Source organism: Aquimarina algiphila, from assembly GCF_947494415.1.
GTDB lineage: Bacteria > Bacteroidota > Bacteroidia > Flavobacteriales > Flavobacteriaceae > Aquimarina > Aquimarina algiphila.
On sequence record NZ_CANLVC010000002.1, the window covers coordinates 385,421 to 399,602 of the forward strand.

11 protein-coding genes are annotated in these 14,182 nt (G+C 33.1%); 3 read left to right on the forward strand and 8 right to left on the reverse strand.

Translation table 11 applies throughout. The features are described from left to right. The first annotated feature begins 319 nt into the window (after positions 1-319). Entirely contained in the window at positions 320-538 is a 219-nt protein-coding gene (locus tag PQF96_RS28600; protein WP_333967948.1) for a 30S ribosomal protein THX, read from the forward strand. A gap of 117 nt (positions 539-655) precedes the next feature. Further along, positions 656-1,288, forward strand: coding sequence for a hypothetical protein (locus PQF96_RS04165; RefSeq protein WP_271765184.1), 633 nt, complete (start codon positions 656-658; stop codon positions 1,286-1,288). Positions 1,289-1,305: 17 nt separating this feature from the next. On the opposite strand, the gene PQF96_RS04170 is transcribed toward PQF96_RS04165, so the two are convergent. The 7 genes from PQF96_RS04170 to PQF96_RS04200 all read right to left on the reverse strand — a co-directional run bounded on the left by PQF96_RS04170 (position 1,306) and on the right by PQF96_RS04200 (position 11,596). Next, the gene (locus PQF96_RS04170) at positions 1,306-1,974 is read right to left on the reverse strand and encodes a uracil-DNA glycosylase family protein (RefSeq protein ID WP_271765185.1); all 669 of its coding nucleotides are present in this window, start codon (positions 1,972-1,974) and stop codon (positions 1,306-1,308) included. Between the two features lie 306 nt (positions 1,975-2,280). Then, positions 2,281-3,939 (reverse strand): MBOAT family O-acyltransferase, encoded by a 1,659-nt coding sequence (locus PQF96_RS04175; protein ID WP_271765186.1) that lies wholly within the window; start codon positions 3,937-3,939, stop codon positions 2,281-2,283. After that, positions 3,932-5,206 carry a GDSL-type esterase/lipase family protein gene (locus PQF96_RS04180; protein ID WP_160114378.1) on the reverse strand — a complete coding sequence of 425 codons (1,275 nt, stop codon included), beginning with the start codon at positions 5,204-5,206 and terminating at the stop codon, positions 3,932-3,934. Before PQF96_RS04180 ends, PQF96_RS04175 begins: the two co-directional genes overlap by 8 nt. Next, positions 5,199-6,635 carry a GDSL-type esterase/lipase family protein gene (locus PQF96_RS04185; RefSeq protein WP_160114379.1) on the reverse strand — a complete coding sequence of 479 codons (1,437 nt, stop codon included), beginning with the start codon at positions 6,633-6,635 and terminating at the stop codon, positions 5,199-5,201. The genes PQF96_RS04180 and PQF96_RS04185 overlap by 8 nt, the downstream gene beginning before the upstream one ends. Before the next feature lie 235 nt (positions 6,636-6,870). Further along, entirely contained in the window at positions 6,871-7,131 is a 261-nt protein-coding gene (locus tag PQF96_RS04190) for a hypothetical protein (protein ID WP_109438934.1), read from the reverse strand. A gap of 276 nt (positions 7,132-7,407) precedes the next feature. Then, entirely contained in the window at positions 7,408-8,124 is a 717-nt protein-coding gene (locus tag PQF96_RS04195) for a hypothetical protein (protein WP_271765187.1), read from the reverse strand. Positions 8,125-8,143: 19 nt separating this feature from the next. Next, positions 8,144-11,596, reverse strand: coding sequence for a pyruvate carboxylase (locus PQF96_RS04200; RefSeq protein ID WP_271765188.1), 3,453 nt, complete (start codon positions 11,594-11,596; stop codon positions 8,144-8,146). Positions 11,597-12,063: 467 nt separating this feature from the next. Here PQF96_RS04200 and PQF96_RS04205 point away from each other — a divergent pair, with 467 nt between their 5' ends. Beyond that, positions 12,064-12,912, forward strand: coding sequence for a hypothetical protein (locus tag PQF96_RS04205; RefSeq protein ID WP_271765189.1), 849 nt, complete (start codon positions 12,064-12,066; stop codon positions 12,910-12,912). An 80-nt stretch (positions 12,913-12,992) separates the two neighbouring features. Here the strand turns inward: PQF96_RS04205 and PQF96_RS04210 are convergent, their stop codons facing one another. After that, a complete protein-coding gene (locus PQF96_RS04210) occupies positions 12,993-14,123 on the reverse strand; it encodes a TRAP transporter substrate-binding protein (RefSeq protein WP_271765190.1) in 1,131 nt (376 codons plus the stop codon). Positions 14,124-14,182 lie beyond the last annotated feature (59 nt).

Consider the following 14,182-nt stretch of genomic DNA (forward strand, 5'->3'; position numbering starts at 1 on the left):
ATTAATTTTTATTTAATAGTTCTTAATCATCCCAGACCTGAACCCCAATACATCTCTAATATCATACTAATTCCTATATAAATGTACACATATCTCCCAATATTGATATATACATAAGCCAGTAATTCTTTTCTTATTGTTTTTCTTTTTATACAATTCTATCTATGATAGCATTAACCTGATCAACCATGAATCTGTATTCTGTTTTGCAAATATGTTTTTCATCCTTGTCTGGTTTGAAGAAAAAACAGAAAATTATATTTAAATCCGTATATTAGTATATAACACATAATCAATTAATTAACGCAAAATTTAATTTATGGGCAAAGGAGATAAAAAAACACGTCGTGGTAAAATATGGATAGGAACTTATGGTAGATTAAGACGCCGAAAAAAAGCAACGGCCGTACCTAAAGTTGCAAAACCTAAAGCTAAATCAACAACTAAAGCCAAACCAAAAACAGAAGTAGAACCTGAACCAAAGGCCAAACCAGTAGCAAAAAAAAGTACAGAAAAGAAAGTGGAAAAAGAAACATAAACAAGATGAATACATATTTTAGAAACCCTAAATTCAATACGATTGATTTTAGGGTTTTCTTTTTCTTTTGTAGTTCTATCGAGATTAATTATCATTGTATTTCTAAATATAAAATCCATGGCCAAAAAATTACTAGTATTATTAATGACCATTCTTATTGTTTCTTGTAATGACAGTAAGACGCAAAAGACTTCAGACGCTCTCGATGAAGTCGAGTCTAATGAGAGAAAAGATAACACCAATAATCCAGTTGATGAAAATTCTAGCAATACATCTAACCTCAACGGAGTTGATTTTTCAGCAGAAGTAAAGAATTTTATCACCTGTAAAAAAGCTGCTACAGAACGTAATGACTGTAGAAATAGTATTACTAAAATTATCACTAAAACATATGATCTTACAGAATTTAATGATCCTAAATTAGGCTATGTAGTTTATGATAGTATACGACCTATTGTAGAAAGATCAAGAGAATGGTTACAACTTGGCTCTATAAATCAAGAGACAATAAATCAGGCCTTAGCGCATACCAATCGTGGAGGTTTATCATTAATCATCGATACTGCTAACACGTATGGACATGTAGTGATGATTATTCCTGGTGAGACTAAAAAATCAGGTTCATGGGCAATGAAATTACCTAATGTTTTATCCTTAACAAATTACAAGCCAGAAAAATCATTCTATAATAAATCACTCTCCTATGCAATGCAAAAAAGTGATGATTTAAAGATTTTTTTGAGGCAATAAAAAAATAAAATCTCTAGTTAAAAGAATTTTTGATACTGCATTACCCTATAATCAATCGTATTGAATTTAGGGTTTTGTTTTTTTAACTCTTTATACTCTTGTAAACTACCAATAGCTCTATTCGCAGCTCCTGATGGCGCTGTTAATGACACGGTTTTTATTATTCTATTTTCACGGCTCTGCTTACTTAATATAAATTGATGTATTCTCGGAATTTCATTTGACACCACTTCTAGTTTCATATCATATTCTTTGAGATGTTTTCTGAAAAAATATTCAGGGCCGTTTTTACTATTACCTCCGGTAAATATTAAAGTATCTATTTTTGGATATTGCAACAAATATCCTATGAGATCTCTTAACTTAATGTTTTGCATTCCCAAATCTGAAGCATCAATCTTTTGACGATTACAACTATGAACTATATCACAGACTCCAATACCTCTTGATGTTAAGAAATCTTTTCTTTGCTTTGCCGCCATCTCTGTAGTCTCAAAAACCAAATTAAGTCCAAAAATCCGATCCAGAACCGGCCATAGTAATCCGTTACTGCTACCATAGCAGAAATCTACATCCTTTTCATTAAGTTCTCTAGTGGTAAACCGTGGTGGTGGAAGCGTTCCTACAATTAATTTTGTTGCTCCTTCTGGAAAAAAGGGTTCGTATGGATGGGTATGTATGAACACTATAAAGATTTACAAATTATGATTCACGAAGGTAGGAGTTATATCTAAAAAGTAAAAATGGTAGTTTTTTTAAATTTTAATTTCTGTTTATATATATGATATCGCGTGAGGGATAGTAGTGGCATCCTTTTTTATTTGTCTACTTCGACAAGCTTAGCATAACAAATAAGAAAGATATAGCGAATAGCCCGACCCGAAATGTAGTGCAGGGGCACGCCCAAAAAGATACACTATCAATTATAAAAAGGATTCCAGCCTGCGCTGGAATGACAAATAGGAAATTCTAATCCTATGCATCAGATATTTTTAGAACTGGAAGTAAATAAAGGGTTGAAAATCGGCCGCATACGTTTGATAACATATAATAGCGACTACCATAGCTACAACTGCTTTAATCACTATATTACTTTTTATAAACTGCTCTAAAATCCAATCTTTGGTCTTATAAGGCAACCAATGTGTAATATACCCAATCCCCATTATGATGAAAACTGTACGGTATTCCCAAAGTACAAGCAACGCATTTTTCCAGTCCATATTGGTTGCTACTTGTTGATAGAAGCGACTAATATGATCCATACTATTACCTCTAAAATAGATTCGTGTAAACGTGATAAATATAAAGGTAAATCCTATTTTCCATACCGTAGCCAACCATGCGTTAGAATTTTCATAAGGACTGATTTTTCGCCAATATTTATAAACAACAACTCCTAATCCGTTTAATCCTCCCCAGATTACAAATTTCCAGGAAGCTCCATGCCATAACCCTCCTACTAGCATGGTAATCATAATATTTACATTTCGATTAAAATGCCATGCTAATTTTGAAGAAAATAGAGTAATGATTAATACCAACCCTATCCCCGCAGTTGCTATAATGGCAATTCCAAAATCTGCATAAGCAAATACTCCTAAAAAAGTAAACACTGTTATGAAGATATATGAAAAAATACTTCCATTACGATTACCTCCTATGGGTATATATAAATAATCTTTGAGCCAACTTGATAAGGAAATATGCCATCGCCTCCAAAAATCTCCACAATGAATTGCTTTATAGGGTGAATTAAAGTTAACAGGTAATTTATATCCCATAAGTAATGCTAATCCGATAGCTATATCGGTATATCCAGAGAAATCTCCATAGATTTGCAATGAATATCCAAACATTGCCATAATATTAGTAAATCCAGAGAACATCTCGGGGACATCAAAGACCCTATCCATAAAATTAGCCGCAATATAATCGGCAAAGAGCATTTTTTTGATTAACCCCTTTAGGATCATAAAAGTAGCATTACCAAAGTCTTGTTTGGTAATATTAATCTCTTTTCGAATCTGCGGTACAAAATCTGCCGCTCTTACAATTGGTCCAGCCACTAATTGAGGAAAGAAACTCACAAAGAAACCAAAATCTATAATCGATTTTAGAGGTTTGATTTGTTTTCGATAAATATCTACACTATAACTAATGGTTTGAAAAGTATAAAAGGAAATTCCTACAGGAAGAATAATTTTATCAACCGTAAAATAATCCACTTCACTCCAGGTGTTAGCCCATTGTGCCAGATAATTTATAACTTCATAATCAGTTTGAAATAAATAATTATAGGAATCTGTAAAGAAATAAGCATACTTAAAATAACAGAGCGTCCCCAGGTTAATAATAACACTTATCGCAACTAATATTTTTTTAAAAATAATAGATTTACTATTATAAATAGCCTTACCCAGAAAAAAATCATTGACCGTGCTAAACAATAATATCCCTATAAAAAGACCACTGGTTTTATAATAGAATAAAAGGCTTATTGCAAAAAGATAAGCACTTCGTAGCGCTTTTTTACGGTAAACTATGGCATAAATAAAATAGATTGCTGCAAAGAAAATCCAGAAATTTGCCTGTGTAAAGATTAATGGGAAATCTTCTGAAAAAGAAAATATGTCAATGAGTCTATTCATTAATAATCTGAGTCAAAATAGAGTTTGGTTCCAATTGTAGTTCGTTCTCCCATGAATGTGCCAATGCTTCTAACAAAAGGTCTGCTTTTATTCGGTATCCCATTACTGTAAAATGAATCCGATCGCGAGGCATCAATTTATGAGTATACCAACTCTGCGAAGAATTGAACCCTCCCATAATTTCATAAAAATCCCAAACCGCCATTTTCTGTTCTTTGGCAACTTCATAAATAATTTTTTCTGCCACTCGAGTTCTAGGATTAGGAAATTTCTTCTTATAATATGAATCATTAGGTACAGTAAGTAATACAGCACAATCTGGATTTGCCTTTTGTACCAATTTAATTAAATCAGTATAATATGTTTTATATGAATCCGGATTAAAATCAGGGTGGTATGCATCATTGGTACCTATTGATACAATAAATAAATCAGGAGTATATAACATTAGTTGATCTTCAAAATATTTACAACGATCATAATAGGAAAAACTACCTCCGTTTACTCCGATAGAAGTATATTCAATCCCTTTATTTTCATTCATTAATTCTATCCCCATCATTAAAAACTCTGCATTTTCTACATTTTCAACTTTGCGAATACAAAACTCGACTTCATCTACTGTTGTATTTAAAGTATACTCGATAAAATGTGCTTTCTTATCCTCTTTGACCTCAGAAATTATAGAATCTTGTTTAAAAGATATTTCATAGTCTGTACTCCAATTATCATAAAAGATCCTGATTTTATTAAAATCATACATATTTTCATGATAGTTATTCCCATTAACTTTTAATTTAACATTGGATATTGTATCCTTAAAAACTGCGGTTACACCTGATAATCCCCACGCTACGCTATCTTTTCTTACCGAACATCTGTATCCTTTCCATTCCCCATCAAATTTGACTCTATAGTTTCCTGGGTTATTAGTTTTGGCAATACTGTAAGGATAAATAAATCCTCGTTGCCCTTTTGAGGTTGGGCTCATTGTCTGAAGATAAGACCTCAAACGGTTTGAATAAATATCTGCCTGGATATGAGAACCTCCAATATGAAAAATATGAAGATTTTCTTCTCCTCCTTTTGCAATCGTATCTAGTTTATGAAAGAGTTTTTTAAACGCTGGAGAATCCTCTGCCATCTTGATAGTGTTCGCTTTCCAATTCACAAAAGGATATTTATCTCGTACGGTGTCTAAAACATAAGTTTGTGCCATTGCTGGTAAGGCAAAAAGGCATAGGTAAAAGAGTAATTTGCTACGCATCATCATTGTTTTCAGGTTCTTTAAGGTCAAGGTATAGGGCTGTAAAAAATAGTTCTGAAATTATTTTGGTTCCTTTCCAGGTAAAATGCATATAATCTTTGGCTGTGAGTTTTTCATCTACCCATAGTTTCATAGATCCTTTTCCTCCCATCGCATCAAACATACTCCAATATGCAACATTATTCTCTAGACAGGTTTCTGTTAGTTTTGCATTAAGGTACGGTAACATCGGGTAGGTTTCCATTTTACCGTTTACCGGAAGACACATATCTGTAGGTCCAATAAATATGAAACTTGTATTTTTTGCACGTCGTCTGATCCAATTTACCTGGCTCGTTACTCGTTTAGCATATTTTTCTACATCTATAGAATCCTTAAGATATGGCATTGTGTTTCCACCATATTGCATGATCACAATTTTAGGCTTCAATTGCCTTACCATTTGGCTATAGGTCGACGCATTAGAATTTGCAAAAATAGTTCCCGAAGCGCCTCTCATTGCCACATTATCAATTTGTACTCTAGAACCACCATCTAAGGTAAGTCCATAAAAATCTGCACTAACTTTGCCTTCTAGTTCGATTTTTAAATCTGTTGGAGTAACCGAAGTTCGAATTTTGTATTGATGGTATCCTCCATCTGCAATCAGGCTATCTTGTTGAATCAGATTACCATCATTATATACTGATATTTTTATTGGGAAATTGCAATTACCATAGTGTAGACCAATATTTGTAAATCGCCTGAATTTGGCATATGTTTTCTTTGATTTACCAATCTTTACAGAAGCTTTTATGATTGGTAAGGAATCAAGTGCTGTACTATCTGGAAGTACTTTTTGATATGCTGTAAACCGTGAAACTGATAAATAGGCTCCATATTTTTTATGAGAAAACTTTTTCTTGGTTGGATCAAAAAACGCAAAACGCTCCCAGTGTTCACTTGGCTCTACAACAGCGCTTATCTGTCTATAGACTGGTAACACAGGAATAAACCCAGGACCGCTCCCACCATACATCCCCTGGAGTCTGTTACGTAAATACCCTGTTATACGATCTCCTTCGATTTGAGAATCTCCATAATGTATAATACGACATGATTTTGAAGAGAGTTTTTCTCTTAATTCTGTTGCAAAATCCGGGTTTTCTTCTGGATATTTAATCCTAACGATTCGAGTAGTATCAATTTTGGAGAAATCAGGTAATTGTTTTATTTCTTCTGCTAAAGCAATATCATTCTTGGTTTCACTTGTTTCAATATCTAATGGTGTTACAATTTGCGTAACTTCTAAAACATCTTGTCGTGTCAGAGATGAATCTTTCTCTAAACCCAAAAAAGTAGTATATGCCGGATATTTAACAGCTACTCCCTCATAAGAAAATCCATCATCCTGAGTTTGAGCTTTCTGAACGCCCCCTTTTTCACTCAAAAACATGAGACCGAACAATCCCCCTAATACGAATAGGATAAATAATGATATTTGAATAGGTCTGATTCTCAATGTTTCCCAGAAATGTTAAGGCAATGTAAAAATAGAAAGATTTTCTGAACTACAAAGTAGTTTCATGAGTATAGACTATTATTATCCTGTATAAAAGGGTAAAAAAAGAGTCATATTGTGACTATGACTCTTTAGATTATAAACAAAATGATACATTATTTGACTATGCATCAATCTCGATTCCACCTCCCGATCCACCACATTGAGTAGCATTACGTATTATCGCCGGGTAGTTTAAAAGGCAAAATTGACTAGCCCCAGAAGGCTGGCTGGCAGTTGTACCAGGACAATTACAATCAAGTCTGCAAGGACCTAAATGAAAAAACGGATAGCAATTCCCTCTTGATCCACCACCAGAGATGGTTTTTTGTTCTTTTTTACTAATTTTTGAAGTTCCTTTAAGGTTTAAGAGTTTTTTAAACATAATACATGAATTAAAATTAAAAATCCTTGAAAATTTACCGACACCAAGGTTTATGTCTATTTATCAAAGAGTAATTGTAAAGTATACGTTTAACAGAAAACAACAACTGAAAAGTTCAGTATGATGTATTTGTCATTAAAGGGTAGATATATTTAGTAATACTTCTAAAAGTAAGAAATTCAAACACATAAACATATTAAGCATATGTTATATTTTGAAAAAAGCAATAGTACTAAACACAATTATTTCAAAAAAGGAATACATATTATGGGATGTCTAAATAGAAGAAACTAATTTCTTTACATCATGTACTACTGTTCTATATTTATTACGATTAGGCTTGGACATGTGTTGTGCCTCTGTAAGGATTTCGAATAAAATCTCTTTTGCGTCTTCTGTTTTTCCCTTTTTTAGCAAAAATTGAGCGAGAGTATAGCGCTCTTTATAATTAGAGTATCGTTGATCTATTTGCCGTAGATGTTCTTCTGCTTTTTCAGACTGTTGATCTTCTTCTAATGCTAAACCATATAAAAACTGACTTCGGGAACCTTTAAAATCTGATCTATCTACTATCTTTTCTGCACTCGAAATAATTTTTTCGTAATTTTTAATTTGATAATATCCCTCTATAAGTTTTTTAAGCACTCCAACATCATTGTTTGTATTATGTGCTTTTTCATATTCTTGTATAGCATAAGTATAATCTCCTGCTTCTAATAATGCATCTGCCAAATTTACTCTGTTCTGAAAAGTATCTGCAAAATCTAATTGTTTCTGTAAATCCTTAATTTTTTTAGTAGGATTGATAACATTAACAATTTCATCCTGAACCACATCCAAATCTTTCTTATTAAAAACTTGAGTAAATAAGTATATAATACTTCCTAATACAGGCAGAAGCATAATAACAAAAAACCAATAATAATTACTTTTATTCTTGATCGCGTGATAAACACAATAGCCTTGTAAGGCAATGATTAAAAAGTACTGCATCCCGTAAAAGTAGGTAAAACTATTTAAGCATAATTACTAAATCATCAGCATTTACCATTGTACCAGGTTTGAGTACAATTTTCTTGATTACAGCATTTTCGTTAGCCGTAATAGTCGTTTCCATTTTCATAGCTTCAATAACAAATAACGGATCATTCTTTTTAACCTCTTGACCCGTTTTAACTAATACAGAAGATAAAGAACCTTGCAGCGGAGCTCCTATTTGTTTGATATCTGTTTTATCAACTTTGGCATTTATCACTTTATCTACCTTAATTGATTTGTCTTGTACTTCTACATTTCTGGTTTGACCATTTACTTTAAAGAATATAGTAACTTTTCCATCTTCATGAGGTTCTCCTATTGATATCAATTCTATCAGCAGAATTTTCCCTTTATCCAACTCTATAATGATTTCTTCTCCAGGAGTCATCCCATAGAAAAAGTTTTTGGTCGGAATATTCATCACATTACCATATTTTAAATGATGATTATATGCTCCTGTAAAAACTTTTGGGTATAGTTTATAAGAAAGGAAATCGGTAATATCCAATGCCCTTCCCATTCCTTTTTTAAATACTTTTTCGAAGTCTTTAAATTCAGTTTCAAAATCTACAGGCTCCAAATGTGCATTAGGTCTATTCGTAAATGGTTTCTGATCCTTAAGAATTGATTTCTGTAATTTTTTAGGAAACTTCCCTACGGGTTGCCCCAATTCACCTTTAAACAAACTCACTACTGATTGTGGAAATGAAATTGTTTCTCCTCTTTCTTTTACATCCTCTATAGTTAAGTTATTACTTACTAAATACTGAGCCATATCGCCCACTACTTTAGAACTTGGTGTAACCTTAACGATATCTCCAAAAAGCTCATTAACCTCTCCATACATTTTAGTAATTTCATGAAAACGATCAGAAAGTCCCAATGCTTCTGCTTGCGGTTTAAGGTTTGAATATTGTCCTCCCGGAATCTCATGTTGATACACTTCTCCTGTTCCTGCTTTTAGCCCAGACTCAAAAACATAGTAATATTCACGTACTGCTTCCCAATAATTAGAATACTCATTTAACTTGGAAGTATCCATAACATTTTCACGTTCGTGAAACCTCATCATCTCAAGTACTGCATTAAAATTTGGTTGAGCTGTTAATCCCGAAAGACCTCCCAGAGCTACATCCACTACATCTACTCCTGCCTCAATTGCTTTGAGATATGTTGCCGATTGCACTGAAGAGGTATCGTGTGTATGTAAATGTACTGGAATATTAATTTCTGATTTTAAGGCAGAAACTAATTCATAAGCTGCATACGGTTTAAGTAATCCTGCCATATCTTTTATACCAAGAATATGAGCTCCTGCATTCTCAATATCTTTTGCTAACTGAATATAATAATCAAGCGTATACTTAGTTCTATTAGGATCTAATATATCTCCCGTATAACACAATGAGCCTTCTGCTAAGCCTTGTGTTCTTGTACGAACATGTTCTATACATGGAGCTATGGATTTCATCCAGTTTAACGAATCAAAAATTCTAAAAACATCAACTCCATTCTCCCAGGATTGTTCTACAAACTTTCCTATCAAATTATCAGGATATGCGGTATATCCTACTCCGTTAGATCCACGAATTAGCATCTGAAGTAATAGATTAGGCATAGCTTTTCTTAATGCGCGTAGTCTTTCCCATGGATTTTCATTAAGAAAACGTAAACAAACATCAAAAGTAGCACCTCCCCAAACTTCCATACTAAAGATTTCTGGATGATTTTTAGCAAACCCTTCTGCCACTTTTATCATATCATAAGTTCTCATCCTTGTTGCGATTAGACTTTGATGAGCATCTCGCATTGTAGTATCAGTAAAATGAACTTTCTTTTCATTTTTTAACCATGTGGCAAACTTCTCCGGGCCTAATTCGGTTAATATATTTTTAGTTCCTTTTGAATATCCTGCGGTTTCATCAAATTTTGGAACTATAGGGGTAACAAAAGTTTTAGTTGGGTCTATTTTTTTAACATCCGGATTTCCATTCACTATAATATCACCCAAAAAATTTGCTAGTTTGGTGGCGCGGTTCCTAGATTCTCGGATTGTAAATAAAGATTTTGTATTCTGAATAAAATTAACGGTTACCTCTCCTTTTCTAAAAGTTTCATGTTTTAGAATATTATCTAAAAATGGCATATTGGTTTTTACGCCACGTATTCTAAATTCTGAAAGTGCTCGCCGCATTTTTCTGCATGCTCCATCCAAAGTTCTACTATTTGCAGAAACTTTAACCAACATCGAGTCAAAGAATGGAGAAATCGTTACTCCCTGATATACACTTCCTGCATCTAATCGGATTCCAAATCCAGAAGCACTTCTATAGGTTGTTATCGTACCATAATCTGGCTTAAAATCATTTTCTGGATCCTCTGTAGTTATTCTACACTGTAATGCAAACCCAGTGGTTTTAAGACTTTCCTGACTTTCTATTTTTATTTGTTTATCCGATAGTTTATATCCTCCTGCAATAAAAACCTGAGCTTTGATTAAGTCTATTCCTGTGACAATTTCTGTAACGGTATGTTCTACTTGTACACGAGGATTTACTTCAATAAAATAGATACTACTATCTTCATCCACCAGAAATTCTACGGTACCAATATTATTATAGTCTACGGCTTTGCATATTTTAAGCGCATATTCATACAAATCTTGTTTTATTTGTTCTGACACTCCAAAAGAAGGAGCGTATTCTATTACTTTTTGATATCGTCGTTGCACAGAGCAATCACGTTCAAAAAGGTGTACCATATTTCCATATTGATCAGCTACAATTTGTACTTCTATGTGTTTTGGATTCTCTACAAACTTTTCAAGAAAAACCGTATCATCTCCAAAAGCATTAAGAGCTTCTCTACGTGACTCGGGATAAGCTTTTTCTAATTCTTCTTTATTGCGAATTACTCTCATACCTCGGCCTCCTCCTCCTGAAGCTGCTTTTAACATAACAGGAAATCCAATACGCTTAGCTTCTTTTATAGCTATTTTAATATCCACCAGATCTTCCTTATTGCTTTGAATGATTGGTATATCATTATCTATAGCTACTTTTTTAGCTGTAATTTTATCTCCCAAAGAGCGAAGAACAGAAACTTTAGGTCCTATAAAAATGATATCATTCTCTAGGCATTGTTGCGCAAAATCAGCATTCTCTGAAAGAAACCCGTACCCTGGATGAATTGCATCAACATCATTATCCTTAGCTACTTTGATGATCGCTTCGATATTAAGATATGGTTTTAACGGCTGGTGATTCTCACCTATTTGATAAGCTTCATCTGCTTTATACCTATGCAAAGAATATCGATCTTCATACGTATATACCCCTACCGTTTGCAATCCAATTTCTGTACATGCTCTAAAAATTCGGATTGCAATTTCCCCTCGATTAGCAACTAAAACCTTCTTGATTTGCATATTGTAAATTTTGAGTTAAAAACACTTTTAGCGAACATTCGCTGCGAAGATATTGATAAGAAATATGCTATGCAATAGAATACTCAAAATATATAAGTCAAAATAACTTATAACGTGACTTAGAAACTAAAAAAACTCTATTGCATAACCAAAAACTAACGGTTGTATTATTAAAAAAATAACATTCGAAATAATTTGAATAAATTCTTTTAAATCTTTTTTTATTGTAAAAATAAATTTAGTATGATGTACACCCTCATATCCCTGCAACTCTCATTATAATTATCCTAACGAATACTTATATATATTTCTGCTAAGTACACACAAAAAGAGACAGGGGGAAAACCCCTGTTAAGAAAAGCACAATTAACAAAAAAATTAACTCGATTTTAATTTTCTCAAAAACCTTATCATTTAGTTTTGCCGTCCAATAAATAAACATAAACAATCTATTAAACCTTTTTATTATGAAAAACAAAATCATCCCATTTGTCAGTTTAATTATAGCTACCGCTTTTTTATTCAGTTGTAGTAGTGATGATGATGGGGATAATAATGGAGGCATAAATGCCGAAGCCTCTACTTCTAAACAATACAAGAGTTTGGAAGCAGCTACTGATCAAATAAACGATTTAACATCGGGTGCTATTAATACTGGTATGCGATCTTCTGGCAAATTCAGTCAAAAAATGAGTGATTGCTACACTATAAATCAGGAATTAAATGAAGATCAGACAGGTGGTACTGTAACCATCGATTTTGGAGATGGATGTGAAGTTGAAGAAGGAGATGTCATTTCTGGTAAAATATTAATGTCCTTCTCTTTTGATTTTAACGGCGAAAACATTTCTATCACATCAGATCAAACTATGGAAAATCTTGTTTTCAACGATATGACTGTAAATGGTACAACCAAACTGATTATTTCTATTACAGAACAAGGAGAAATCATTAATACCACTTCTAATATAGGTTTTGCATGGGCAGATGGTTTAACTGCTACCATTGAAGAAACTGGAAAAAATGAATTTTTTACAAATAATGATACTTTTGAGTTTTATAGCTTAAGTACTAATAATGGTAGTGCGAAGTTTAGTAACGGCGATTTATTTTCATTTACAACTACAACTCCTCTACGTATTGAAGATAATTGTGAATATCCTGTAAGTGGAATTATCAAAAACACCGAAAATACAGTTACCAAGACTTTAGATTTTGGAAATGGTGAATGTGACAGTATTGTAACTGTAACTGATGCTGAAGGAAATACAACCAATGTTGATCTTGAAACAGCAGATGATGATTTAATATTCTAATTCTATTGTTAACTTGTAAAAAGCCGTTTCAGTTAAATAACTCAAACGGCTTTTTTGTAGTATCCAATTAAGAATTAATATTACTTCTGTATTTTATTATAATACGCTTTCTCCGTTACTTCGGACCATTTCGCAATTCTATTTTGAAAATTAGAATAGCTCTCATATACTTCTTTTGACAAAGGATCATCACCTATCATTTCTTGTAATGCTTCCTCTGTGTATCCTCTTAATGCATCCAAAGTTTCTTTAGAAAATTCTCGAATCTCGACATTTTCTTCATTCACTAATTTATCTAGATAGATACCATTTTGTTTATCAAACTCTGACAAAACCCATACCTGAGCTCTTTTAGCTGCTGCTTGTAATACCGCTTGTAAATGAGGCGGCAAACCGTCATGTAAATTTTTATTAATAAAAAACTCTAACTGGGAACCTGTTTCATGCCATCCCGGAGTATAATAGTATTTTGCAATTTTGTGAAATCCCATTTTATAATCGTGATATGGACCAATCCATTCTGTTGCATCAATTACTCCTCTTTCTAAACTTGTATACACTTCACTTCCTGCTACCAACACTGCAGCTCCGCCTGCTTTTTCTAGCACTTTTCCTCCAATCCCCGGAAGGCGCATTTTTAATCCTTTAAAATCTTCTATAGAATTAATTTCTCTATTAAACCATCCTCCCATCTGAACACCGGTATTTCCACCCATAAACGGAACAAGGTTAAATTTAGCATAAGTTTTTTTCCATAACTCATATCCTCCTCCAACTTCTAACCAAGACGTTATTTGTTGACTATTCATACCAAAAGGTACTGCAGCAAAAAACTGAGCAGCAGGTGTTTTTCCGGCCCAATAATACGCTGCGCCACACCCCATCTCAACACTACCTTGGGATACCGCATCAAAAGCTTCTAATGGAGGAACCAATTCTCCTCCTCCATATACCTTAATTTTGATTTGTCCATTAGACAACTCATCAACCCATTCAGCATATTTTTCTGCGACCTCACCTACTACAGGAAAATTAGGTGGCCATGTTGTGGTCATCTTCCAATAAAATACTTTATCCGGTTTGCTTACGTCATATGAATTGGTATTCATACTTGCAGGAGGATCTCCCAGGCAAGAAAAGAATAACGTGGATATCAATACCAATATCAGTGATTTTTTTGCTTTATATTTTTGAGTTTTATCGAACTTCATATGTACTATAAATAAGTTATGAAATATACTTTTAGCTTTATCTAATAGAACTAAAATCA

Coding starts and splice junctions, on each gene's coding strand:
- PQF96_RS04210 (WP_271765190.1), bottom strand. CDS start 14,123: ATGAAGTTCGATAAAACTCAAAAATATAAAGCAAAAAAATCACTGATA.
- PQF96_RS04180 (WP_160114378.1), bottom strand. CDS start 5,206: ATGCGTAGCAAATTACTCTTTTACCTATGCCTTTTTGCCTTACCAGCA.
- PQF96_RS04175 (WP_271765186.1), bottom strand. CDS start 3,939: ATGAATAGACTCATTGACATATTTTCTTTTTCAGAAGATTTCCCATTA.
- PQF96_RS04165 (WP_271765184.1), top strand. CDS start 656: ATGGCCAAAAAATTACTAGTATTATTAATGACCATTCTTATTGTTTCT.
- PQF96_RS04190 (WP_109438934.1), bottom strand. CDS start 7,131: ATGTTTAAAAAACTCTTAAACCTTAAAGGAACTTCAAAAATTAGTAAA.
- PQF96_RS04200 (WP_271765188.1), bottom strand. CDS start 11,596: ATGCAAATCAAGAAGGTTTTAGTTGCTAATCGAGGGGAAATTGCAATC.
- PQF96_RS04205 (WP_271765189.1), top strand. CDS start 12,064: ATGAAAAACAAAATCATCCCATTTGTCAGTTTAATTATAGCTACCGCT.
- PQF96_RS04195 (WP_271765187.1), bottom strand. CDS start 8,124: ATGCAGTACTTTTTAATCATTGCCTTACAAGGCTATTGTGTTTATCAC.
- PQF96_RS28600 (WP_333967948.1), top strand. CDS start 320: ATGGGCAAAGGAGATAAAAAAACACGTCGTGGTAAAATATGGATAGGA.